The 24,025-nt window shown below is 68.6% G+C and carries 21 protein-coding genes, 1 tRNA gene and 1 pseudogene; 10 read left to right on the top strand and 13 right to left on the bottom strand.

The window, feature by feature from the left end; translation table 11 throughout:
- Positions 1 to 111 precede the first annotated feature (111 nt).
- Positions 112 to 876, bottom strand: coding sequence for a crotonase/enoyl-CoA hydratase family protein (locus tag ACQP1N_RS04690; RefSeq protein WP_433229334.1), 765 nt, complete (start codon positions 874 to 876; stop codon positions 112 to 114).
- 7 nt (positions 877 to 883) lie between these two features.
- Positions 884 to 1,657 carry an SDR family NAD(P)-dependent oxidoreductase gene (locus tag ACQP1N_RS04685; RefSeq protein ID WP_067792818.1) on the bottom strand — a complete coding sequence of 258 codons (774 nt, stop codon included), beginning with the start codon at positions 1,655 to 1,657 and terminating at the stop codon, positions 884 to 886.
- A 163-nt stretch (positions 1,658 to 1,820) separates the two neighbouring features.
- Between ACQP1N_RS04685 and ACQP1N_RS04680 the strand changes: the two genes are divergently transcribed.
- Positions 1,821 to 2,669, top strand: coding sequence for an SDR family oxidoreductase (locus ACQP1N_RS04680; protein ID WP_433229332.1), 849 nt, complete (start codon positions 1,821 to 1,823; stop codon positions 2,667 to 2,669).
- A gap of 190 nt (positions 2,670 to 2,859) precedes the next feature.
- Here the strand turns inward: ACQP1N_RS04680 and ACQP1N_RS04675 are convergent, their stop codons facing one another.
- From ACQP1N_RS04675 to ACQP1N_RS04660, 4 genes are all read right to left on the bottom strand, one after another.
- Positions 2,860 to 3,621: a metallophosphoesterase family protein gene (locus ACQP1N_RS04675; protein ID WP_433229330.1), complete on the bottom strand. Its 762-nt coding sequence runs from the start codon at positions 3,619 to 3,621 to the stop codon at positions 2,860 to 2,862.
- Positions 3,618 to 3,854, bottom strand: coding sequence for a BON domain-containing protein (locus tag ACQP1N_RS04670; protein WP_067792981.1), 237 nt, complete (start codon positions 3,852 to 3,854; stop codon positions 3,618 to 3,620). The genes ACQP1N_RS04675 and ACQP1N_RS04670 overlap by 4 nt, the downstream gene beginning before the upstream one ends.
- A gap of 5 nt (positions 3,855 to 3,859) precedes the next feature.
- The gene (locus tag ACQP1N_RS04665) at positions 3,860 to 4,474 is read right to left on the bottom strand and encodes a nucleotidyltransferase (RefSeq protein WP_433229329.1); all 615 of its coding nucleotides are present in this window, start codon (positions 4,472 to 4,474) and stop codon (positions 3,860 to 3,862) included.
- 78 nt (positions 4,475 to 4,552) lie between these two features.
- Positions 4,553 to 5,866: a glycoside hydrolase family 1 protein gene (locus tag ACQP1N_RS04660; RefSeq protein ID WP_084262333.1), complete on the bottom strand. Its 1,314-nt coding sequence runs from the start codon at positions 5,864 to 5,866 to the stop codon at positions 4,553 to 4,555.
- A gap of 784 nt (positions 5,867 to 6,650) precedes the next feature.
- Between ACQP1N_RS04660 and ACQP1N_RS04655 the strand changes: the two genes are divergently transcribed.
- The gene (locus ACQP1N_RS04655) at positions 6,651 to 7,079 is read left to right on the top strand and encodes a C40 family peptidase (protein ID WP_242608567.1); all 429 of its coding nucleotides are present in this window, start codon (positions 6,651 to 6,653) and stop codon (positions 7,077 to 7,079) included.
- Between the two features lie 65 nt (positions 7,080 to 7,144).
- Here ACQP1N_RS04655 and ACQP1N_RS04650 read toward each other — a convergent pair whose 3' ends face one another.
- Complete coding sequence (locus tag ACQP1N_RS04650) at positions 7,145 to 8,218, bottom strand: alkene reductase (protein ID WP_067792813.1); 1,074 nt, start codon at positions 8,216 to 8,218, stop codon at positions 7,145 to 7,147.
- Between the two features lie 101 nt (positions 8,219 to 8,319).
- On the opposite strand from ACQP1N_RS04650, the gene ACQP1N_RS04645 reads away from it, so the two are divergent.
- Complete coding sequence (locus ACQP1N_RS04645; protein WP_433229327.1) at positions 8,320 to 10,908, top strand: helix-turn-helix transcriptional regulator; 2,589 nt, start codon at positions 8,320 to 8,322, stop codon at positions 10,906 to 10,908.
- Between the two features lie 5 nt (positions 10,909 to 10,913).
- Here ACQP1N_RS04645 and ACQP1N_RS04640 read toward each other — a convergent pair whose 3' ends face one another.
- Together ACQP1N_RS04640 and ACQP1N_RS04635 are read right to left on the bottom strand one after the other, a co-directional pair.
- Positions 10,914 to 11,597 (bottom strand): dienelactone hydrolase family protein, encoded by a 684-nt coding sequence (locus ACQP1N_RS04640; protein WP_433229326.1) that lies wholly within the window; start codon positions 11,595 to 11,597, stop codon positions 10,914 to 10,916.
- A 1-nt stretch (position 11,598) separates the two neighbouring features.
- On the bottom strand, positions 11,599 to 11,997 hold the full coding sequence (locus ACQP1N_RS04635) for a PaaI family thioesterase (RefSeq protein WP_067792968.1): 399 nt from the start codon (positions 11,995 to 11,997) through the stop codon (positions 11,599 to 11,601).
- A 24-nt stretch (positions 11,998 to 12,021) separates the two neighbouring features.
- On the opposite strand from ACQP1N_RS04635, the gene ACQP1N_RS04630 reads away from it, so the two are divergent.
- The 6 genes from ACQP1N_RS04630 (at position 12,022) to ACQP1N_RS04605 (ending at position 17,092) form a co-directional block, all read left to right on the top strand.
- Complete coding sequence (locus tag ACQP1N_RS04630; protein WP_433229325.1) at positions 12,022 to 13,308, top strand: cytochrome P450; 1,287 nt, start codon at positions 12,022 to 12,024, stop codon at positions 13,306 to 13,308.
- 43 nt (positions 13,309 to 13,351) lie between these two features.
- A tRNA-Lys gene (locus ACQP1N_RS04625) sits at positions 13,352 to 13,427 on the top strand.
- Between the two features lie 462 nt (positions 13,428 to 13,889).
- Positions 13,890 to 14,228 (top strand): helix-turn-helix domain-containing protein, encoded by a 339-nt coding sequence (locus ACQP1N_RS04620; protein WP_433229323.1) that lies wholly within the window; start codon positions 13,890 to 13,892, stop codon positions 14,226 to 14,228.
- Positions 14,215 to 14,742: an ImmA/IrrE family metallo-endopeptidase gene (locus ACQP1N_RS04615; protein WP_364545501.1), complete on the top strand. Its 528-nt coding sequence runs from the start codon at positions 14,215 to 14,217 to the stop codon at positions 14,740 to 14,742. The genes ACQP1N_RS04620 and ACQP1N_RS04615 overlap by 14 nt, the downstream gene beginning before the upstream one ends.
- 226 nt (positions 14,743 to 14,968) lie before the next feature.
- Positions 14,969 to 15,217, top strand: a complete 249-nt coding sequence (locus ACQP1N_RS04610; RefSeq protein WP_433229322.1) for a multiubiquitin domain-containing protein — start codon at positions 14,969 to 14,971, stop codon at positions 15,215 to 15,217.
- A gap of 357 nt (positions 15,218 to 15,574) precedes the next feature.
- Positions 15,575 to 17,092 (top strand): ThiF family adenylyltransferase, encoded by a 1,518-nt coding sequence (locus ACQP1N_RS04605; RefSeq protein ID WP_433229320.1) that lies wholly within the window; start codon positions 15,575 to 15,577, stop codon positions 17,090 to 17,092.
- 223 nt (positions 17,093 to 17,315) lie between these two features.
- Here the strand turns inward: ACQP1N_RS04605 and ACQP1N_RS04600 are convergent.
- The 4 genes and pseudogenes from ACQP1N_RS04600 to ACQP1N_RS04585 all read right to left on the bottom strand — a co-directional run bounded on the left by ACQP1N_RS04600 (position 17,316) and on the right by ACQP1N_RS04585 (position 21,793).
- Positions 17,316 to 18,623 (bottom strand): annotated as a pseudogene (locus ACQP1N_RS04600) (IS1380 family transposase).
- 122 nt (positions 18,624 to 18,745) lie between these two features.
- On the bottom strand, positions 18,746 to 19,780 hold the full coding sequence (locus ACQP1N_RS04595) for an abortive infection family protein (protein ID WP_433229318.1): 1,035 nt from the start codon (positions 19,778 to 19,780) through the stop codon (positions 18,746 to 18,748).
- A gap of 200 nt (positions 19,781 to 19,980) precedes the next feature.
- Positions 19,981 to 20,754, bottom strand: coding sequence for a HEPN domain-containing protein (locus ACQP1N_RS04590; protein WP_433229317.1), 774 nt, complete (start codon positions 20,752 to 20,754; stop codon positions 19,981 to 19,983).
- Between the two features lie 913 nt (positions 20,755 to 21,667).
- Positions 21,668 to 21,793, bottom strand: coding sequence for a hypothetical protein (locus ACQP1N_RS04585; protein ID WP_433229316.1), 126 nt, complete (start codon positions 21,791 to 21,793; stop codon positions 21,668 to 21,670).
- A 276-nt stretch (positions 21,794 to 22,069) separates the two neighbouring features.
- Here ACQP1N_RS04585 and ACQP1N_RS04580 point away from each other — a divergent pair, with 276 nt between their 5' ends.
- On the top strand, positions 22,070 to 23,326 hold the full coding sequence (locus tag ACQP1N_RS04580) for a caspase family protein (protein ID WP_433229314.1): 1,257 nt from the start codon (positions 22,070 to 22,072) through the stop codon (positions 23,324 to 23,326).
- Positions 23,327 to 24,025 lie beyond the last annotated feature (699 nt).

The raw sequence follows: 24,025 nt of genomic DNA, 5'->3' as shown, positions 1-24,025 counted from the left end.
CCGGGTAAGCGGAACCCCCGATCCGGCCGGATCAGGACGCACCAGGCACATGGGTCACAGACGTCAAGACGCCCAGAACCGGGCGGTTCCGGGCGTCCTGCACGGGAGAGGCTATTCGCCCTTCCAGTTCGGCTTGCGCTTCTGGGCGAACGCCGCCGGGCCCTCCTGGGCGTCCTTGGACGTGAAGACGGGCAGGATGATGTCCTGCTGCTTCTTCCACGCCTCCTCGGCCGTCCAGTCGGCGGACTCGACGATGACCCTCTTGGTCGCCGCGAGCGCCAGCGGGGCGTTCTCGGCGACCTTCAGGGCCAGTTCCCTCGCCGCGGCGAGCGCGCCGCCCGGCTCGGCGAGCCGGTTGACGAGCCCCACCTCGGCCATCCGCTCCGCCGGGTACTTGTCGCCGGTGAGGGCGATCTCCATGGCGATGTGGAACGGGATGCGCCGCGGCAGCCGCAGCAGGCCGCCGGCCCCCGCGACGAGGCCGCGCTTCGGCTCGGGCAGCCCGAACTGCGCGTCCCGCGCGGCCACGATCATGTCGCAGGACAGCGCGACCTCGCAGCCGCCGGCCAGGGCGTAGCCCTCGACCGCGGCGATCAGCGGCTTGGCCGCCGGACGCTCGGTGATGCCGGCGAACCCGCGGCCCTCGACGGTCGGGTTGTCACCGGTCAGGAAGCCCTTGAGGTCCATGCCCGCGCAGAACGTCCCGCCGGCGCCGGTGAGGATGCCGATGGACAGGTCCTTGCGGGAGTCGAGTTCGTCCACGGCCGCCGCGAGACCCTTCGCCACCTCGCCGTTGACCGCGTTGCGGGCCTCGGGGCGGTTGATGGTGACGATGAAGACGGCGCCGTCTTCCTCGGTCAGAACAGCTTCGGACATGCGTGCCTCACTTCGGCTGGAAGCGGATGCCGCCGTCGAAGCGGATCGTCTCGCCGTTCATGTAGTCGTTCTCGATCAGGGACTTGACTAGGTGCGCGAACTCCGACGCCTTGCCCATCCGCTTCGGGAACGGGACGGGCGCGGCGAGCTTGGCCTTGAACGCCTCCGCGCCCTCGCCCTCGCCGTAGATCGGGGTGTCGATGATGCCGGGGCAGACGGTGTTGACCCGGACGCCGACCGCGGCGAGGTCGCGCGCGGCGGGCAGCGTCATGCCGATGATGCCGCCCTTGGACGCCGAGTAGGCGACCTGCCCGGTCTGCCCCTCGATGCCGGCGACGGACGCGGTGTTGATCACCACGCCGCGCTGGCCGTCGGCGTCGGCGGGCTCGGTCTTGGCCATGGCGGCGGCGCCGATCCGCATCAGGTTGAAGGTGCCGATGAGGTTGATCCGGATGACGGTCTCGTAGGACGCGAGGTCGTGCGGGCTGCCGTCGCGGTTCACGGTCCGCGACGCCCAGCCGATGCCCGCGCTGTTGACGATGACGCGCAGCGGGGCGCCGGTGTCGACGGCGGCCTGGACGGCGGCCTGCACCTGCTCCTCGTTCGACACGTCCGTCTTGACGAAGACGCCGCCGACCTCGTCGGCGACGGCCTTGCCCTTGTCCTCGTTGAGGTCGGCGACGACCACCTTGGCGCCTTCGGCGGCCAGCGCGCGGACGGTGGCCTCGCCGAGGCCGCTCGCGCCACCGGATACGACGGCGGAAACTCCGTTCAGGTCCATAAGCGACACCTTACGTGAGGGACCGAATGTGGTTCGGGGTGATGCTATCCAGACGGCGTCGCACGCACCGCTCACACCCCGGCGATCACGGGCGCGCGTGGTTACCCATGGGTCACACTAGGGGGCGCGTTTGCCCCTCCCGGCCACGGGCACCCGCCTGCACATGAGCGAGCGACCCGCACAGAGCCAGTCCTACCCCGGCCGGACGGAGGACATGGCACCCGAACCCCGCGACGAGATGCGCGACTACACCGGCAGCGACCTGCTGCAAGGGCGCCGGGCGCTGATCACCGGTGGCGACTCCGGCATCGGGCGCGCCACCGCGGTCGCGTTCGCCAAGGAGGGCGCCGATGTCGCGATCACGTACCTGGAGGAGGACGACGATGCCCGGCACACCGCGTCCCTGGTCGAGGCCGCGGGACGGCGCTGCGTCATGTTCGGCGGCGACATGGCCGAGGAGCGGCACTGCCGCGAGGTCGTCGAGCACACCGTCCGCGACCTCGGCGGGCTGGACGTGCTCGTCCTGCACCACGGCACGCAGGAGCCGGTGAAGGACGTCCGGGAGATCGACGACGCGCAGCTCCGCCGGACGTTCGAGGTGAACGTGTTCGCGGTGTTCTGGACGGTCCAGGAGGCCCTCGACCACATGGGGCCGGGCTCGTCCATCATCATCACCGGGTCGATCAACGGGCTGCGCGGCAACAAGACGCTCATCGACTACTCCGCGAGCAAGGGCGCCGTGATGTCCCTCGCGGCGAGTCTCGCCCAGAACCTCATGGACCGGGAGATCCGCGTCAACTGCGTCGCGCCCGGCCCGGTCTGGACACCGCTCATTCCCGCGACGTTCGACGAGGAACGCGTCGAGAGCTTCGGCAAGAACGCACCGATGGGACGTGCCGCCGATCCCGACGAGATCGCGCCGTCCTATGTGTTCTTCGCGTCCAACCGCCTGTCCTCCTACTACACCGGCCAGACGCTCGTACCGGCCGGCGGGGAGATACATCCGGGCTGATGGACCTGCAACGTAGCGACCCCGGGAGCCGGGATACGGACGGCGGAGGGCCGGCAAGGGCCTCGTGCATCCGGGGCTCGACGGCCGCCAGTGCCTCTACCGCTCGGCGGCCTGGGTGGTGGGACGGCCGCGAGACCACTCCCCCTCTCGTGATCTCGCGACCGCCCACCGGCATCACGTAGAGCGAACGTCACCAGGCGGAGACGCGTTCCCGGACGCTGCGGCGGAATGTGGCTTCGGGGACGTCCAGGCGGTACAGGGCGTAGGCGTGCTGGATCACCGGCAGCGCCACGTTCCGCACCCGTACCCCGCCGGACGTGAGGCCCTTCTCCGTCCCCTTGTGCGCGTGACCGTGGACGGCGAGGTCGGCGCCGGCCGCATCGATCGCCTCGCCCAGCAGGTAGCTGCCGAGGAACGGGTAGATCTCCAGCGGCTCCCCTTCGAGGGTGTCGGCGGACGGCGAGTAGTGCGTGAGGGCGACCGTCACGTCGGCGTCCAGGTCCTGGAGGCAGGCGCCGAGCCGTTCCGCGAAGTCCCTGGTGTGCCGGACGAACGCCTTCATCTCGGGCTCGCCGAAGTCGCTGGCGCAGCGGCCCTCGAACCCGCCGCCGAAGCCCTTGCCGCCCGCGATGCCGAGCCGTGTCCCGGTGCAGTCGAGGACCGTCCCGCCGCCTTCGAGGACGGTCACGCCGGCGTCCCGCAGGACGCCCGTGATCTCCTCCTCGGCACCCGAGTGGTAGTCGTGGTTGCCGAGCACGGCGATCACCGGGACGCCGAGATCGCGCAGCTCACCGGCGGCGATCCGGCCCTCCCCGGCCGTCCCGTGCCGGGTCAGGTCGCCGGCGACCAGGAACACGTCCGCCTGGCCGGCGAGCGCGGACAGCCGCGCCCGGTACGCACCCGCCACCTCCGGCCCCACGTGCAGGTCCCCGGCCGCCGCCACCCGGATCATGAGAGCCGCTCCTCAGCCTCCGGTTCGGCGACCGCGACGACGTGCAGCTCGTTGCAGATCTCGCGGCCCTCGGCGGCGGCGCGGGCGGCCTCCTCGGCCTCCCGGCGCCGCTGCTCGCTCATCACCTCGCCGCGCAGATGGACGACGTCACCACGGACGTCCACGCGGATGCCGAGCTCGTAGGCGTCCGCCGCGAGCCGCTCCTGGATGTGCGCGGCCAGATACTCCGACATGCCGGTCACAGCGCGTCCTCCTCGATCACTCCGAGCCGGGCCAGCAGCGTCAGGAAGGCATGGGCGTACGGGGACTGCGCGGTCTGCGCGGCGACCCGGCGCCAGTCCACCTGTTCCCGCAGGGCCCGGCCGACGTGCAGGAACGCGCTGAAGTCGCAGGCGGTCTCGGTGAACGCCAGCACCCGCATGATGATCAGGTCGGTGGCGGTCAGGACGGGCATGAACACCGCCCCGACCGTCATCTCCTCAGCCCGCCCCAGCAGTTCTCCGTCCACCGGACGGCCGGACGGGGTGTGGATGAGGTCGATGTAGTGCTCCCCATCGCACACTTTCGCCAGCCAGTTCTCCGGGCTCTTCACATGCGTCATGCCCGCGTCGGCCAGTGCGTCCAAGGCCACCTGGACGTCCCGCTCACGCACCACGAAGTCGACGTCATGGGTGGGTAGGGCCGCGCCATGCGCGTACGCGGCGAATCCGCCCGCGAGCGCGTAATCGATGCCGGCCTCGCGGAGCGCGGCGGCGGCCCGTTTCAGAGCCGTCAGCAAGCCGTCCACGACGCCGGCCGAGCCGGACCTCGGGAGGCCGGACCCGCGTGTCGGGGTGCTCGGCTCCGTCTGCACGTCCCACGCGTCCCCTGGTCGATTGCGGTCGCGGTGGCGGTACCCGGGGACGCGCGGGTCATGCGGGCGGTGTCCAGGTCATGCGGGCGGTGTGGGGGTCGTGCCGAGGCAGGTCGCGACGGGATCCTCGATCGAGCACCAGCCCGGCTTGCGCACCGGGACGTACCCGGACGGAACGCCCCGGTTCGCGATGATCGACCGGTAGGTGGGGACGGCGTCGGTCGGGCGGCGCGTCAAGGTCGGGTCTGTCAGCACGTCCACCGTGTAGAGGCCGAACCGTGGCCGGTAAATGCCCCACTCGTAGTTGTCGGTGAGGCTCCAGTAGTTGTAGCCCATCATCTTCACGCCGTCGGCCATCGCACGCTGGATCCAGTAGATGTGGTCGCGGAGATTGTCCGAGCGCGTGTAGCCGTCCTTGCGCGGCTTGCCGTTGTCGGTCGCCATGCCGTTCTCGACGATGTACACGGGCAGGTGCGGGAGCCGCCGCTGGTAGTTCTTGAGGACGTAGTACAGCCCCTCCGGCTCCGGGTCCACCTTCCAGGGCTCTCCGGTGAGCATGTGCGCCGAGGTGAAGTTCTGCAGGTTGGCGCCGTAGTAGTAGTCGATGCCGATGAAGTCGAGCTTGTCGGCGGCATCGTTGAACAGGGCCGCGTCGAAGAAGCCGTTGAGGACCGACCCATAGGCGACGTTGCTGGAGACGGGGGCGCCCGGGTCGATCTTGTGGATCATGTCGTAGGCGGACCGGTGGGCCTTGATGAAGGCGTCGCGTATCTGCATCATCTGGCCGGGGTGGGCGGTCATCTCCTTGAAGATGGGGATGGTGGCCTCGTTGAACGTGATCCAGATGACGCCCTGGCCCTTGTAGCGGTTGACGACGAAGCGCGCGTTGCGGAGCCAGTCGTCGCGCGTGCGGGGGTTGCTCCAGCCGCCCTGGTCGACGACCCAGCCGGGATACACCCAGTGATCGAGGGTGAGCATGGGCCGCATCCCGTTCGCCTTGATACGGCGCACGAGGTCGTCGTAGTAGGCGAGCGCCTTCGGGTCGCGGTGGCCCCGGCGCGGCTCGACCCGGGCCCACTCGATGGACGTCCGGAAGACGTTCACGCCGAGGCCCTTGGCGAGTTTCAGGTCGGACGGGTAGCGGTGCCGGAAGTCCACGGAGTTGCCGTAGGGGTCCGCCTTGCGGTCGGAGTTCCTCGTCCAGTTGCTATCGGGGAAGTGTCCCTCGCTCTGGAAGCCGGAGGTGGACACGCCCCAGAGAAAACCGGGCGGGAACCTGACGGTCGCGGGCCTCGCCTCGGCGGACGCCCCGGGCGGGGCGGTCAGGGTGAGGACGAGGGTGAGAGCGGTCAGGACGCGGACGATGCGTGCTCTGCTCGACGTGCCGAACACGGGTCTCCCTCCGGGCACCGAACATGAATCTCCTTCAACTACAGGGAGCGCGGCGGTGTCCGCAACGGCCGGGCGTGGCCGGATCCGGCCTCCCTCCGGGCGACTCCAAATGTGCGGCAAATCACAGGTCGGCAAATGAACCACGATGTCCGGGCGGATCTGTGATCCACTTCACAATTCACTGAAGGCGCTTTGAATTGATCCAGGCAGCGCGGTGGACCGCCGTCTCATTCGGACCGCCCGCACCTGATCGAAATAGCTTCGTGATTTGCCAGATTCGACGGGCCCTGGCTAGCTTCCTGCCCGGTTCATGCGGCACAGCAGCCGGCCGGGCGACAGGTCCCGGCAGGAACCGGATAACAGAACACGCACCCCGACGCGCGGCGGCGACGCGCCCGGTCGTCCGAGGACGGCCGGAGCGGACCCCCAGGTCGTTCCCCCGGCCCCGCCCGGAAGCCGCCGTCGAATCGCCGAGTCCGTGCAGCCGAGAGGCACGGAGCCGGAAGCGGCCGAAATTCCACTGCGTTTACGAACAATGACGCTCCGGAAACGGCCGCGCGCATCCAGAACCCCCATGAACGACCGGTGGGTGACGGCTGCCCGGTAGGCATCACCCGCGAGGTCTGGAGTCATTCTGCATACCCCCCGAAACACCCTGAAGACCGGAATCGCCACCGGCGGCCTCATCCTCACCACCACCGCGGCGTCCGGCGCGGGCGTCCTCGCCGCAGGGCCGGTCGAGGCGACGGCCCCGCCGCAGAAGACCGCGGCCCTGTCGGCGGCGGTGCCCGCGGCCGCGACGGTCCCCGCGCAGGTCACCGCGCAGCAGTCCCGGGCCGCCAGGCAGAAGAAGCGCGCGGCCTACGCCGTGAAGTACGCGGCGAAGCAGATCGGCGACCCGTACCGCTACGGCGGGACCGGGCCCTACTACTGGGACTGCTCCGGCCTCGCCGGCGGCGCCTGGCGCAAGGCCGGGGTGAAACTGCCCCGCACCACCCAGCAGATCTACCGCGCGGTCAGGAAGAAGGTCTCCTGGAAGGGCGCCGTCAAGGGCGACCTCCTCTTCTTCTACGGCGGCCGGTCCCACATGGGGATCTACGCCGGGCACGGCTACATGATCCACGCGCCGAGTTCCGGCAAGCGGGTCCAGAAGATCAAGCTGACGAGGTACTACAAGCGCCACTTCAGCGGCGCGGTCCGGCCGGGTCTTTGACCCTGCCGCGAAAAGGCCCCGCACTCGGCCCGGTGCGGGGCCTTTCCCCTGCTCAGCGCCCCCGTTCAGCCCAGTGTCGGGTAGTCGGTGTAGCCGCGGTGGTCGCCGCCGTAGAACGTCGCCCGGTCGGCCTTGTTGTAGGGGCCGCCGGCCCTGATGCGGGCGGGCAGGTCGGGGTTGGCGAGCCACAACTCCCCGAAGGCGATCGCGTCGGCCACCCCGTCCCGCAGCGCCTCGGCCCCGTCCTCCGGCTTCGCGGGGAACGACTCCGGCGTCGGATGCGGGTTCAGGATCAGCGTCCCCGGCCACTCCGCGCGGATCCGCCGCGTCGTCTCCCGGTCGCCCTCCTCCAGGACGTGCAGGTAGGCGAGACCGAGGGGCGCCAGGGCGGCGACCAGCGCCGAGTACAGCTCGGGCGTGTCGCTCTCGCTGACGCCGCTCGCCCTGCCGCCCGGCGACACGCGCAGGCCCACCCGCTCCGGCCCGATCGCGTCCGCCGCCGCCCGGACGGCCTCGACGGCGAACCTGATGCGGTTCCCGGCCGTCCCGCCGTAGGCGTCGGTCCGGACGTTGCTGCCGTCCGCGAGGAACTGCTGGATCAGGTAGCCGTTCGCGCCGTGCAGCTCGACCCCGTCGAACCCGGCCCTGATCGCGTTGCGCGCCGCGCCGCCGAACTCCTCGACCGCCCGCGCGATGTCGTCCAGGGTCATCTCCCGCGGGACGGGATGGTCGAGCATCCCTTCGGGGGTGAACAACTGCTCCCCGGACGCGATCGGCGACGGGCCCAGCGGCAGCCCTCCGTCCGGGTACAGGACGGGGTGGCCGACGCGCCCGGCGTGCATCAGCTGCGCGAAGATCCGCCCGCCCTCGGCGTGCACGGTGCCGGTCACCGTCCGCCACGCCGCCACCTGGTCGTCCGAGTGCAGGCCCGGCGTCAGGATGTACCCCTGGCCCCGGACGCTCGGCTGCGTCCCCTCCGTGATGATCAGCCCGGCACCGGCGCGCTGCCGGTAGTACTCGGCGTGCAGCTCGCCGACGGTGCCGTCCGCGCCGGCCCGGCTGCGGGTCATCGGCGCCATCACCAGGCGGTTGGGCAACTCCAGCTTCCCGGCCGACAGCGGCTCGAACAGTTCCTGCATGACATCCTCCAGACGGCGTTATCGCTGATCAAGAACGTACGAGCCACCGGGCACGGGGCGAATCCGTAGGGTTTCGGTATCCGGCCCCGTAGTTTGGAGCCGTGCTCTACGGGCGGAACGACGAACTGGCGCGGCTCACCTCACTGATCGACGACGCACGCGACCACCGGCGCAGCGGCGTCCTCGTGCTGCGCGGCGAGGCCGGCATCGGCAAGTCGGCGCTCCTCGCGCAGGCCGCCGGCCGCGTGCCGCGGGTGCTGCGGGCGACCGGGATCGAGGCGGAGTCCGGCATCGCGTTCGCCGGCCTCAACCAGATGCTGTGGCCCGTCCGCGACCGGCTGGACGCGCTCCCGCCCGCGCAGGCGGGCGCGCTGCGCGCCGCGCTCGGCGAGACGTCCGCCGGGCAGGGCCGATTCAGCACCGGCCTCGCCGTGCTGACGCTGCTCGCCGACCTCGCCGAGGACGGCCCCGTCCTCACCGTCGTCGACGACGCGCACTGGCTCGACACGGCGACCGGCGAGGCGCTGCTGTTCGCGGCGCGGCGGCTGGCCGCCGAGGGCGTCGTCATGCTGTTCGCCGCGCGGGACGAGGCGTTCACCGGCACCGGCCTGCCCGAACTGCGGCTCGGCCGGCTCGACCGGCACGACGCCGAACGGCTCCTCGCGGCGCGCGACCTGCCGCCGCTCGTCCGCGCCCGGGTGCTGCGGGAGGCGGCCGGCAACCCGCTCGCGCTGCAGGAGTTCGCCGCCACCGGGGAACGTCCGCCCGAGGGCACGCCGCTGCCCGTCGCCGACCGCGTCCTCGGGTCGTTCCAGGCGCAGATCGCCCGGCTGCCGGAGAAGGCCCGGCTGATGCTGCTGATCGCGGCGGCGGAGGGGCGCGGCTACATGCCGAGCCTGCTCTCCGCCGCCGCCACGTTCGGCACCGGCCTCGCCGACCTGGGGGCGGCCGAATGCGCCCGGCTGGTGGAGGTCACCGGGCACAGCATCACGTTCCGGCATCCGCTGATCCGGGCGGCCGCGTACCAGGGCGCGACCACGGCGCGGCGCGTCGAGGTCCACCGGGCGCTCGCCGAGTCCGCCGACGACCTCGACTGCCGCGCGCGGCACCGCGCCGCCGCCGCCCTGGCCCCGGACGAGGCCGTCGCCGCCGAGCTGCAGGAGACCGCCGAACGCGCCCGCTGCCGTGCCGGGCACGCGACGGCCGCCGCGCTCTACCGGCAGGCCGCCGACCTGACGCCCGGCCGGGAGGAGCGCGCCGCCCGGCTCGCCGCCGCCGCGTCGCTGACCCTGGGGGCGGGACGGCTGGACGAGGCCGAGGACCTCGCCGTCCACGCCGAGAAGCTCACCACGTCCCCGGCCGCGCGGGCGCGGCTGGCCCGCGTCCACGCCGCCGTCGAGTACGAGCGCGGCGATCCGCGCACCGCGGCCCGCATGATCGTCGACCGCGCCGCCGACGCCCCCGCGGACGAGCGCGCGGCGATGCTGCGGACCGGCGCCATGTACGGGTGGACGTCCGGCGAGCTGCCCGCCGTGCTGCGGGCCTCCGAACTCCTGCCGGGCGACCGGACGCTCCGCGGCCTCGCGCTGCTCACGAACGGCGACCACGCGGGCGGCCTGCCGCTACTCGCCGAACAGATCACCGCCGCGCGCGACGGCACCGGCGACCGGCTGCGCGCCGCCCAGCTCGCGCTGCTCACCGGCGCGGACGCGGCGGCGCTCGAACTGGCCGCCGCCGAGGCCGCGCACTGCCGCCGGCACGGTCTCGTCGGCGAACTGCCGACGATCCTGCAGGTACAGGCGCAGACGCTGATCGCGGTCGGCCGGCACGCGGACGCGGAGGCCGCCGTCGCCGAGGCGATCGCGCTGGCCCGCGACACCGGCCGGCCGCACCGGGAGGGACGCCTCGGCGCCGTCCTGGCCCGCGTCGCGGCGGTCGAGGGCGACGAGGCGCGGCTCCACGAGCTGACCGTCTCCGCCCCGCCGGGACCGGCCGACGGCGCGCTCGCCCTCCTCGACCTGGGTCTCGGCCGCTACGACGACGCCCTGCGCCGCCTGGAGGAGATCGCGCACGGCCCGCACCGGCACGGCAACGTCCTCTACGCCGCAGACCAGGTGGAGGCCGCGGTACGTTCCGGTGAGCCCGCGCTCGCGGACACGGCGTTCTCCCGGTTCCGTGCCTGGGCCGAGGCAGGTGAGCAACCATGGGCTCTCGCCGTGGCCCTGCATTGCGAGGCCCTGCTGAACGACAGCGAGGAACCGTACCTCCAGGCCATCCGGCTACACGAGCAGTCGTCACGGCCGTTCGAGCGGGCCCGCACCGAACTCCTCTACGGCGAGTACCTGCGCCGTGCCCGCCGCCGCTCGGACGCCCGCGTCCCGCTCCGCTCGGCGGCGTCCATCTTCGGACGCCTCCACGCCACACCATGGCTGGAACGCGCGCGCGCCGAACTACGGGCCACGGGCGAGTCGGGCACTTCCGCGCCGGCCTCCCCGGACCTCCTCGACCGCCTCACCCCGCAGGAACTCCAGGTCGTCCGCCTGGCGGCGGCGGGCACCAGCAGCCGCGAGATAGCCGCCCAACTCTTCCTGAGCCCGCGCACGGTCGAGTACCACCTCTACAAGGCGTACCCGAAGCTGGGCATCTCGTCCCGCAAGGAACTGTCCCGCCTCACCCTGGAACCCGCATAAGCGCGCTATGACAGGGTTCGGGCGAGGAAGTCTTCGGTGAGCCGCCAGGCCCGTTCGGCGGGCTCCGGCTGGTAGAACATCGGCGCCTTCCGGTTGTGGAAGGCGTGGCCGCCGTCCTCTTGGACGTGGATCTCCATGTCGTCCCGTCCGGCCACGGCCTGCTCCACCCTGGCGACGTCCTCCCTGGGGATGTAAGGGTCGGACCCACCGAAGTGGAACTGCGCCGGGCCCTGGATGGCGTCGAACTGGTCCAGCATTCCGGGCACACCAGACCCGTAGAACGACACCAGGGAATCGACCTTGGTCTTCGCCGCCAGCAGATAGGCGAGCGTCCCGCCGAAGCAGAAGCCAAGGACACCGACCTTGCCGACCTCTGGCAGGCCCTTGAGAACCTCCAGCGCGGCCACCGCGTCCTCTACGCCCTTCTCCCAGTCGAACTGGGAGACCATCAACATCCCCTTGGGGACAGCCTCTTCGTCGTGGGCGGTCGTCCAGTTGGGCTGGATGCGCCAGAACATGTCGGGGGCCGCCGCCACGTATCCGAGCGCCACCAGGTCCCCGGCGACCGCCTCCATGTAGTCGCCCACCCCGAAGATCTCCTGGAGGAGCAGGACCCCCGGCCCGCGCTCTCCCCATACGTGCAGGTCGAACTCACCGTCCGGAACAGCAACCTTCTCAACGCGCCTCATATCACCCGATGATCGCGTAAACGGCGCTCGCATGGGCCACGGTCACGGAATCCACGGTCATGTCGATCTCCGCGAACGCCAGCGTCCGTCCCAGCTTCGTCAACTCGACCTCGATCAGCACGTCGCGTCCCGTCACGGGCCGCTGGAAGGACGTGTTGAGCTGCACGGTCGTCATGGGCACGAACCCGCCCTTGGCGCCCGAAACGGCCAGCACCACGGCCGTGTCGGCCGCCGCCATCAGGGCCTGCCCGGACAGCGCGCCGCCCTCCCGGGCCAGCCGGTCGGACCACGGCAGCCGCAGCACCGCCTTCCCGTCCCCCACCTCCTCGGCGACCAGGCCCAGGTCCAGCACCCAGGGCGCGAAATTCTCTTGCAGGATCTCGTCGGGCTTCACCGTCATCCCGACATGATGCACGCTGAAGGCATGCATGAGGAGATCTTCCTGCCCGCCACCTATGCCGCCGGGGTCCCCTACGACACCTTCAAGCGGCTCCGGGCCGAATCCCCGGTCACCTGGGTCTCCGAACCCGCCGTGGGCCCCTGGCCCGCCGGCCCCGGCTACTGGGCGGTCTTCCGGCACGCCGACGTCAAGCACGTCCTGCGCTCCCCGGACCTGTTCTCCTCCAACCTCGGCGCCACCCAGATCCGCGACCCCGACACGCCCGAGGACCTCGCGTTCGTCCGCGCGATGATGCTCAACCAGGACCCGCCCGACCACTCCCGCCTCCGCCGCATCGTCGCCGCCGCGTTCACCCCCCGCGCCGTCCGCGCCCTGGAGGAGACGATCGACCACAGGGCGCGCATGCTCATCGCCTCCGCCCTGGACGAGGAGACCGACTTCGTCGAACTGGCCGCCGACCTCCCCGTCTGGACGCTGGCGCACATCATGGGCGTCCCAGACCACGACCGCCGCCTCCTCTACGACTGGGCGTCCCGCGTCATCGGCTACCAGGACGACGAGTACGCCGGCCTCTCCACCGCCGACACCGCCTCGATGACGCCCATGGCCCAGAAGGCGATGAACTACCGTCCGACCACCACCACCCACCCCGACGGACGTCCCGTCAACCCGCGCTCCTACACGGCCCTCGCCGACATGTTCGCCTACGCCCACGCGCTGGCCGCCGAGAAGCGCAAGCACCCGTCCGGCGACATCATGTCCCGCATGCTGGAGGGCGGCCTCACCACCCACGAGTTCGAGAACATGTTCTTCCTCTTCGCCGTCGCCGGGAACGAGACCCTCCGCAACGGCATCCCCGGCGGCCTCCTCACCCTCCTGGAACACCCCGCCGAACTGGCCCGGCTCCGCGCGGACCCGTCCCTCCTCCCGTCCGCCGCCGAGGAGATGCTCCGCTACTGGCCTCCGGTCATGGACTTCCGCCGCACCGCCACGGCCGCCCTCGAACTGTCCGGCCAGAAGATCAACGCCGGTGACAAGGTCGTCGTCTACCACGCCTCCGCGAACCGGGACGAATCCGTCTTCCCGTCCCCCGACCGCTTCGACATCACCCGCACCCCCAACGACCACGTCAGCTTCGGCTTCGGCCCCCACTTCTGCCTGGGCGCCCACCTGGCCCGCACCCAGATGCGCGCCCTCTTCCGCGAGCTCCTCCCCCACCGCATCACCCTCACCGGCACCCCCGTCCGCCTGGCCTCCAACTTCCAGAACGGACTGAAGCACCTCCCCCTCCACCTGACCCCGACCCCCTAACCACGTCGCGAACCCCCCGCCGATCTCGGTACGCTTGCGGGACGGGTCGCTAGCTCAATTGGCAGAGCTCCGGACTTTTAATCCGTAGGTTGTGGGTTCGAGTCCCACGCGACCCACCACCCCTGACCAGGGCAAACACGAGATCGTCCCGGTTTGCCCGCCGCCCGATTCACCCCGTTCCGTCCCCCTGTCTGCTCGATGTTTGCTCGCGGGCACGGATCGGGCCTGGTCACCCCCGATCTCCAAGGATGTTCCCCGACACACGCCCGCCATCATGTATGGGTGGCGGCACCCTGAGCTTCGAGGATCATTCCGCGGGGCGGTATCACCGCTAGTCGCACGTCACGCCGATCCGGATGAGCTCGACGCCTCACCAGATTCCCCTCTCACCCCCGGCGCCGCCACTAGACAGGCGCAGCGACCGTCCCGTCTATAGGAACACCCTCTTCGCGGCGCATCAACACGGCTCTCCAGCAAGGCAACGTTCGCCCGTATGCGAACAAGCACCTGGGTGGGTCTCGTCTGGCGTCGGGGATGCGTATATACAGTGATGACAGTCACGCTGACATCGAAGGGGCCCGGTGGAAGATCACGATCAGGAAGCTCGGTTCAATCAGGCGATGGGAGCCAGGATCCGCGCTGCCCGCAAGGACGCCGATCTCGTCCAAGCCCAGCTTGCCCAGATGGTCGGGCTTTCTCGGGCGTCGATCACCAACATCGAAGCCGGCTCCCAGGCGCCACCCCCCTACAAGCTGGCCTTGATCGCCGATGTGTTGAGGGTCAGCGCCGCTGACCTGCTGCCTGTACTGGCTGAGCTTGGCGGAGTCGAGCCGGGGATGCCAGAGCACCTTGTGGAAGCCCTGGCCAGCGTGACATCTGCAGCCAGTGAGTTGGCGGGAGGCAGTCATGGCCAGAGCTGATGTCGCCGCACGCGAACTGCTCGACAAGGAGGGCATCGTGGAGCCCCCCGTGGACCCCTTCCGGATCGCCCAGGAACTACTCGGAGTCCTCCTAGTCCGGACAGAGATGAAGGACGACGTGTCCGGGATGCTCGTCCGCGAACCTACGCGTACCGTGATCGGGATCAACCAAGGTCATGCCGCTACCCGGCAGCGGTTCACCGTGGCGCACGAGATCGGGCATCTGCAGCTCCACAAGGGCCGTCCGTTGATCATGGACACGGACGTGCGGGTGAACCTCCGCGACAAGGTCTCCAGCATGGCGACCGACCGTGAGGAGATCGAGGCGAACCGGTTCGCCGCCGCTCTCCTGATTCCCGACTTCATGGTGCGGAGCGAGATCTCCGACCTGGGGTTCGAGAGCGCAGAAGAGCTGGTCACGAAACTTCGGCGTCGGTTCAAGGTAAGCCCGTCCGCCATGAACTTTCGCCTCGTGAACCTGGGCATCCTTCCGTACCCCGCGGATATCAGCTAGGCACGCTCTCGAAGCACTGGCCGGGGCACCGTCCCCAGCCAGCAACACCATCTAGACCAACAGGACAGTCAAACTAACCTCCAAAAAAGCCTTGACATATTGTCCTCACGTTGATCACCCTTGGTCACAGGAGGCTTCGCGGCACCTACGGTCGCAGACACTTGCGTCCGTCCCTCGAAGCCCATGGCACATCCGAGACCGGTACTCCCGGGGATTGGAGGGCACAGTGCCCAAGGACGACGACCGCACCAGGCCGACCAACTTCACGATCGATGGGCGGCACTTCAAGGTGACCGACAGCACCCAGACCGCGGCGGCTCTGCTGCGCCTGGCCGGCCTCGACCCCAGCAGCTACGACCTGGCCGAGGTGCGGCACGGCCACGGCGAGCCCAAGCGCTACGACGATGGCGACACTGTCCACATCAAGAACGGCGACAAGTTCGTCACGGTGCGTCAGTGCGCTCAGGTCGCCTGAGATGACCACTCTGTCCAGCACCGGTGTCGACGCCTTCGTCCTCGGGCTGGAGCGCTGCGACCGGGAAGTCCGGCTCCTCCACGGAGTCGTGACCTTCCCGGTCGAGGTGCTCTCGGGCGTTCACGCAGGAACATCGGTCCAGACCGGCGTGAACACCGCGGAACTACGCGGTTGGCCCCTCACCCCGCCGCACTGGATCCACCTTCCGGACGAGATCACGTTCGCCAGAACCACCACGAATCCTTCTCCGATCCCCGGATGGCTCGCCCACTCACGAGACGTCCGGTGGTGGGCCGCGACAGACGAGCCGGCTCAGGCGTGGATCGCCCATGTCCGTGGCGTTCTGGGAGCGAGCCGATGACACAGCCGCGGCGCTTCTCGGCAGCCATGCCGGGCACCGTCGACGACGCGCTTCGCTTGCATCTGCTCCGTGACGACGGGCAGGAAGACATCTGCCTGGTCACCTACGCGCCCTCCACCGGCGCCAGCCGTACATCAGCGCTGCTGAAGGAGGTCGTCCTACCAAAACCAGGCGAGCGCTCCGTTCACGGCAACGCCTCCTTCACCGGGGATTACGTGGTCCGGGCTGCGAGCATCGCCGCAGCCCAGGGCCTGGGCATCGCGCTCGCCCATTCCCATCCTCATGGGTCTGGCTGGCAGCAGATGAGCGGGCCCGACAAGGACGCCGAACGCTCCTTCGCTCATCTGGCCCACGCGATCACAGGCCATGAACTGTTCGGTCTGACCGTTGCAGGCGATCGCGCATGGTCCGCTCGCCGCTGGAACGCGGACGCCCGCTGCACTGAGGCCGAAAGTGTCCGAGTGGTCGACTCGCACCTACGCGTGACATGGAACGAGGCGCTGCGCCCCGTGCCGATGCCCCAAGACTCCCAGATCCGAACGATCTCCGGGTGGGGCGAGCAGATACAGGGACTACTCACCCGCCTCCGCGTCCTGGTCGTCGGAGCCGGGAGCATCGGTCACGACATCGCCATCCGCCTGGCCGCCACAGGGCTGCTTCACGTGGCCGTCATGGACTTCGACGACCTTGAGCGCGTCAACCTCGATCGAATGCCCACCGCGACATGGATCGATGTCGCGCTACGACGGGGCAAGGTCGAGCACGCCCTGCGGCAACTCCGGCTCGCGGCCACCGCTGGCCGGCCGGACCTGCACGGTTTCGAGGACAGCATCTGCGAAGACCTCGGCCAGCGCATCGCCCTCGACTACGACGTGATCTTCAGCTGCGTCGACCGGCCGTGGCCCCGAGCGGTCCTCAATCAGCTCGCCTACAGCGACCTCATCCCCGTGATCGATGGCGGAATCGCGATCGACCCCTTCGCCGACGGCAACGGCATGCGCAACGCCACCTGGCGCAGCCACGTCCTCAGGCCCGGCCGTCCCTGCATGGTGTGCACCCGCCAACTCAACCCCGCCGATGTGACGCTGGACCAGCAAGGGCTTCTTGAGGACCCCGAGTACATTCGACAGTCCGGACGGCAGAAACCGGCACGGCAGAATGTGGCCGCTCTCGCAATCAGCCCCGCCGCAAGTCAGCTGGCACAGTTCGTCAGCCTCGTTGTCGCTCCGGGCGGGCTCGGAGAACCGGGACCGCTCCAGTACGTGCTCTCAACCCACCAGCTCATCGCGCTGCCAACGTCCCTCAATCCTGAATGCTTCTTTGAGCGGACTACCGGGCTCGGGGACGCACGAGTCGAGTTGACCGGCGTTCATGAATCCGCCGAACGCACCCGCGCCGCGCGTCGACGTGCCCAGCGCTCGACCAGGATCCGCCTTGCCCGTGCCGGAGACCGACTCCTGACCTCGGCCCAACGCAAATGGACCGAGCTGACCTGCCCGGAATCGCGGCTCTAGCCTCGATCTTTCGTGAGGTTGGTTGAGTCGCGGAGCGGCCCAACCGACTTTTGGTCTTCAGTAGCTGGTCATGTGTCAGGCCCGACTGTCGCGTCGGGTGGGTGGGGTTCCACGGAACCCTGATGGTTCTCCTTCCTGGTATTGATGGGACGGTTTGGGCTGTTCAGGGCGCTGGGAGCGTCTGCAGCCGGATGATCGGCGAGGCGATCAGGTCGGTCCAGGGCTAGTGGCGGGCCAGCCGGAGCCGGAGTCGTCTGCCGCCCCGTGCCAGGCGTGCGGCGGTCGAGAAGACGCGCAGGCGCAGACGTTTGGGCTCCCAGCGGCGGGCTGGGTGATCGGCGAAGGGGAGCATCTGGGTCCAGGCGGTCAGGTCGGCGGCCAGCGCGACGAGTTCGAGCCAGATCTGGTTGGCGGCGGCGTCGTGCAGGGGCAGGTTGCGCAGGCCGGTGTCCTTGGCGCAGCGGATGCGGTCCTCGCAGCGGGCGCGGCGGCGGTGGCGCAGTTCCGGGTCGGCCAGTTGCCCGTGCCAGGTGCCGGCGACAAAGCACGTGAACCGGTGCCCGCCGATGTCGGTGAACCGCAGTTGCGCGCCGGGGTGCGGGCGTTCACGGCGGACGATGACCCGCATGCCCTTCGGCCAGGACGATAGGTCCAGCATCCCGGTCAGCTCGGCCACCCACACCCCCGGCCGCGGCTGCCGGTCGGCGTCGTAGGCGCACTGCCAGATGTGTTCGGGCAGGTTGAGGATGGCGGCGCAGATGTCGTCGGTGAGGCCCCACCCGATCGAGTACCTGACGCGGCGGGCGGTGACCCAGTCCAGGAACTCGTGGGTGCCGCCACCCGAATCGGTCCGGATGATGACCTGCTTGTGCAGGCGGGTCGGGATCTGGTTGAGGGCCAGGCGACCCGCGGTGATGTGATCGGCGGCAGTGTTGGACCCGGCGTTGCCGGGCCGCAGCACCAGCGCGGCGGCCTCCCCGGTCCCTTACGGGCCGTGGTCGATGAACGCGGTCATCGGGTGGGACCCGAAGGTGCGCTTCCAGGTCGGGGCCACGTGCTGCTTGTTGGAGTGCGCGAGCACGATCGTGGCGTCCAGATCCACCGGAATCAGGCCCCCGTCCATTCCTGGGGCGTGCTCGCCGGCCAGTTCCCAGGCCTGTGCGCGAGCCGCCGCCCGGGCCTTGCGGATCGTCCGCAACTCCTGCGAACCGGCTCGGGCGAGAGTAGTGACCAGCCGCGACACCGTCGGATCAGAGGGCACCGGCCCGAACAGTTCCGGCTCGGCCCGCAGGACCGCGATATCGGACAGGCAGTCCCCGCCCAGCGCCAGCATCACCGCCAGGTCCGCGACGACCTTGCCCGGATCGTGCACCGCCTGCGGCCTGCGCCACCGCTCCAACCCAACCGAAAGGGCCCGGTCGAGCCCGGTCGCGCGGAGCGTCCGGGTCAGCAGCACCCCGCCGGCCTGACCGACGATCCCGGCCCCATCCGAAGACACCACGAGCTTGGCAGAGCGACCTGTCGTCTTCACGTGAAAACTGCCTTCTGAACTGGCGCGGACAGTACCTTCGACAAGCCCTATCCTCCCAGCTGGAGGGCACTTTTCTTGTCTAAATGATCACTCCCGACCCGCCGCTCGGTGAAAGCCCGAGGCTAGGCGTTCTTGGCTGCCACGGCGACCTCGCGGGCGAGGAGTTGCCACTGGTCGTGCACAGCCGGCGGCAAGTAGGCGACGCTCGCCTTGAGTCCTTGTTCGAGACCCCAGTCACCCGCGAAGGGATCCTGCGTAAGTGAGGGCGCGCTGGTCTCGGCAAGCTTGCTTTGCAACTCCTCGATCACCTCGATGGTCTGCTCCTCTGGGAGGGGCGCGAGCACGCGAGATGCCCACTCAGCCGACCAGTCATCTACGGTCAGTCGCCCGCTAGGGTCGATGAACAGTCCCTCGAAGACCGCGCTCCGATAGGAGGCAGGCCAGGCCGTGAGGTCGCGGCTCTCAGCGCACACCTCAACGCCGTCGTGGCGGACAACGAAGGTCTGCCGCATCGCGCGCTGTGCTACGGCAAGTCCGATCCGGCGTTGCACCGCCGGGTCCAAGTCGGCCAAGGCGGCCGCGTCCAGACGCTTGGCAAGGTCACCACGACGGAAGGTCGCGTATTCGAGGTCCTGGATCAAGGGCTCAGGCATCGAGAGCGTGAGGACGCCAAGTCGGCGAAGCGCCCATCGCGACCACAAGAGTGCGCCATCAAGGCAGAGATGGAGCATCTCCTCAGTGATCGCGGGCTGCTCGGATCGGCCATGGCCTGTTCCGTAGGTGTTACGGATCGCGCCGAGCTGCGTGGCAATACCTTTCGCGCTCTGAACCAACTGCCTCAGCGTCTGGTCGTCGCAAAGGTCCGGGCCTGGCAGGCGTTCCAATGCCCGGTGGGCCTGAATCACGCACTTATCAAAATCCATCAGGGCACCGGTGGCATGCCCGCGCGTGGACATCACTATCTTCGCGATCGCCTCGACCATCTCCTTCGCCGTCCCGATGGACAGCGGGTGATCGCCGGTCTCCAGAGCCAGGGCGAGACGCCGCTGCGCCGCTTCGATCACCTGCCACGAATCGTCCTTGATCCCGGTTGGACGTTCGAGGGTGAGCTGGTACACAAGCGGTGGCGTCGGTGCGCCAGGGGTGGGCGTCGTCACGCGTTCCTCTCAAGGCGGCCAGTACAGCGGTGCTAGACTGATTCAACACCTCGAACCCCAGTATCGGCATGCCGATTTCGGCGCGGCCGCCTACTCAACGTCGTCTGCGCGCAACGGCCACCCGCCGAAGAGCAGCCACGACACAAGTTTCGAGCTGACGCATGGTCCGGGCTCCGCACAGCCGTTCACCCCTATGGCAGTCACGCATGTGGCCGTGTCTCAGCATCCAGCGCATCAATGATCGACACCAAGATTGACAAATCAGCTTCTACTTCGGCCACAGTAATCGCTGCGCGGCCGCGTCCTGCTCGATCGCCAGTGTGAGCGATCCGGTTACGTCTCTCAACAATCCGCTGCAGGTCAGCGGTCGTAGTTTCCTTCGCAACACCGCGACGCCCGTCAACTCTCGTCAGGAGTCGCTTCTCACCTACCAAGGCAAACAACTCTCCAATCTGGGCCGGGGCGGGACTGGCCAGTTGCCGCACCTGCGTCTCCACAGCGTTCCGCAACCCCTGTCCCGGCTTGCCGTGCGACTGGATGTCCAAATGTGTCTCGACCGTCAACGGCAAGTCCAGAAGCCTCCGCGGACGCTCCTCAAGCTTCATCGTTGCGCTGTAGCGCTCCATGACCCGATCAGCGCAAAATGTCTCGACCGCCGCACACGCGGCTACAAGCGCTTGGCGGAGCAACGGGCGCAGCGCTGGCTCGGTCAGCCGCTCACGCCAGGACGCATGCCCCGGCTTGAAGATCGCGAAGACAGCATCACTCTCCAAACACTCCAGGTCATTCCACTGCTTTTGCGGAAGACGAAGCGCTTCGCCCGCCCGCTGACGCAACTCCCGGCGCATCTTCCGAGTTCGACGATTTTGCAGCAGCTTCGCCAACGCGACGAGTGTCTCGGCATCCTCGATGTTCAGGTTGAACGCGTCCCGAGCTGACAGCTTCGGAGGCGCCCCACGCTTGGCAGCACACACCCCGCAATCATGACTAAAGAGGGCGTCGGCTGCATCAGGACATGCCGTAACGACCACTACAGACGTAGGTCGGGCGCGGTCTCTTACACCTGGCTCGGACCGGGATAGACCGATCCCCTCTTTTAATCCGTAGGTTGTGGGTTCGAGTCCCACGCGACCCACCACCCCTGACCAGGGCAAACGCGAGATCGTCCCGGTTTGCCCGCCGCCAGGTTCCCCCCGTTTCGTCCCCCTGTCTGCTCGATGTTTGCTCGCGGGCACGGATCGGGCCTGGTCACTCCAGCTTTCGGGCGGTGTTCCCCCGGCCTCGATCGTGTATGAGGCAACGACACACTGCGCTTCGCAGGATCATCCGCCGAGCGCTATCGCCCACCCATCGCATGTCACACCGATCCGGTGACCTCCGCCGACACCTCCCCATCGTCCCTCCGCGCAACCACCCTGCGCCGCCGCTAGTGTGGTGACCACGAATGTTCCCTTGGGTTGGATGACGCTCCGGGCCGGGTCCGGGATGCGGGAGTCGATGGTCCATCTCCTCGATAACACAAGTCGGTGTCGAGAGGGTGAGATGGGCTACTGGCGGAGCCCGTCAGAAGCGCGGCGGTCGACTTCAGGACGAGAGACGCCGGCTGCAGCAGATCGCGGCGGTGAAAGCCAGCGGTGCAAACACGAGGCGAACCGGGCCTGCCAGGCGGCACCCAGACGGTCCCGGTACGGCGGCACCGGAGGGCCAACCAGACGAAAGATCGTCCTCCGAAGCACCGGAGGACGATCTCACAGATGGTCGCAGGGAAGCGGACTGTGAAGGTCTCAGTTCGAACTCGGTAGCCCGTCCGCCCCACTCAGCAGGACCCCAGAGCGAACTGCCCTCCTCATCTCGCCCATGCTCGCGTCGACTGAAACCTTGATCCTCCTACTTATCGGACTTGCGGCGGCGGCGGACTGCCCAGGTGACCAGAGCGATAACCATCGCCGTGAGCAGTTCGGCTGGAAGTTGGGCGAGCAGGCCTTCGACGATGAGGTCCAGGGCGCTGTCCACGACGGCTCCTCACGGGTGAGAGGGTTCATGGTCGGCGGTCGCCAACCTGCCCCTTACTGTCCCGGCACTTTCGAATGCGCTGACACACCACCACTCGGGCGTACAGAACGCCACATGGCCTGACAGCTTTCAACGTTCTGCGGCCTTCACCAGCGAAAACGCTGCCAACGAAGAGCCACATCGTCTGACGGCGTACAACACAGCCTGACAGGCTGCGACAATCTGTCCGGCACCCTAGAAAACGAACGCGTACTCCGGCCCCCGAGGAGGCTGATCATGGTAGGGAGAGAACGGGGAGATCTCGCCCGGCCTGTTCTTCCTGATGGCAGCCTAAAAGATCTAAACGACGCGTTGCGCGAACTGCTACGCCGTGCAGGCAGGCCGAGCACCCGCGACCTCGAAGGAGACATCAGGAAGCAGCGCCTCCTGGAGACACCGCCCAGCCATACCCGGATCTACGACGTCTTCGTCCGCAGCCGTCTGCCCGACTGTGATTTGGTGGCGGCACTGGTCCAGGTGTTGGCACAGCGCGCCGCCAGGCTGGGATCCGAACTCGTCCCGGAGGTCGCAGGGGAGCGGTTCTACAAACTGTGGCTTGCTGCGGACCAGGATTGCCGCGAGACGTACGAAGCACTGGAAGTGCGACCGCACCCCAGACCCGTGTCACGTTCTGCGTTCACCGGACAAGCCGCCGCAGAGCCCTCCGACCGCGGTGCGGAGCCGGTCACTCCGACCTCGACGACATCGTTTCCCGCACCTCACACGGTCGCCGGTGGCACGGAGGAACGGGCTTCGCGGTGGTCGCTGCCGGTCCGTTCAGAGTCTCGTGCTTACATCGCCGGCGTCAGCCGTTACAAGCACCTGCCGGACCTTCCGGGTGTGGCGAACGGGGTGCGCGACCTCATGACACTGTTGACGGATAAGGAGACGGGCAGTTTTGCCCACGACACCAGCGTCGGCCTTATGAATCCCATGAGCTCAGTTGAGGCGCTGGAGGGACTAGATGACGCGGCTGCCAATGCGACCGACACCTTGTTCGTGTACTTTTCCTGCCACGGGCAGGTCTCGCGTTCAGGCGACCTGATGTTGGCGTTGCCCGATACCCGCCCTGACCGCGCCTATACGGCGTTGCCCTACAACTGGATCCGGGAGATCGTCGCGGATGCTCCCGCGCGCCGCGTGATCGTGGTTCTGGACTGCTGCTTCAGCGGCCGGGCACTGGGCACGATGAGCGGCACAGACGAGATCATGTCCGCCGCCGTGATTAAGGGAGCGTGCGTCATCGCCTCGACCTCAAGCACGAGCATGGCTATGGCTCCATCGGGGAGCCGGTACACCGCGTTCACAGGAGAGTTGATCCGGTTGCTGGCCGAGGGGGTTCCACGAGGGCCGAAGGTCCTGGATCTCAATACGATCTTTAATGAGCTTCGCGAACGGATCACCGCCGCTGGGCGGCCCCGGCCGAGTATGAGGGCAAGGGACCAGGTCGGTGATCTCGGTCTGGTCGCTAATCGCGCTCACCAGCTGAGCTGAGTCCTCGGCCGGCTAAGACCGACCGGGCCAAAGTCCCGGCGGACGTGGATACCGCATCAACGGCGCATCCGTTCTTGCAACCGGAATGCCATGGGGATAACCTCGTAAGAGCTGCCGCAGCCCGTTCGAGTCCAATACTGGTCGTGTGTTCGCTGTGGTCAGCCGGGGATGGCGAATTTGTGGATGCTCCCACCAGGTGACGGTACTCGAGGCCGGTCAGGCATGTGTTGACCGTCTTGACGACGAACGCAATGTCATCGTCCCCGATGCGGCGCGGACGGCATCCGCCTAGTTAGGGTCCAGGCAGTCCCCGCTCATTGAAGGCGTGGATTACTTCCCGGACGGTGTCAGAGGGCGGCGCTCGGCGGGCGATTGCCCGAGCTGATGTCGCTGCCACCGACGCCATGAAGGTCATTGTCCGGCGGACCCGGTTCGCCTCTGAACTGACATCACGCCTGGATGATACATAAGCGCGGGGAACAGTCCATTCGGACACCCGCTGCAGCGAGCGTTGCGGTACTCAGCCGGCACCAACGACGTGGTCCGCGTGGAGCTGCCAACAGCGCCTGATTGTGCGGGCGTCATCACTGTTGGTAGCCAACTGTGGTGATCAATAATTCGCCGGCCCCGCCGGAGGCGAGGGTGTCGCCTGAGCTCGATGAGCCGTGGTGTGTCCGTCCGCGCCGTCGGCACCGGCGT

The sequence above is a fragment of the Actinomadura formosensis genome (genome assembly GCF_050948385.1).
In the GTDB taxonomy this organism is placed as follows: Bacteria; Actinomycetota; Actinomycetes; order Streptosporangiales; family Streptosporangiaceae; genus Spirillospora; species Spirillospora formosensis.
Note: the sequence above shows the minus strand (reverse complement) of the source record. Positions and strands in the feature narration are given on the sequence as shown.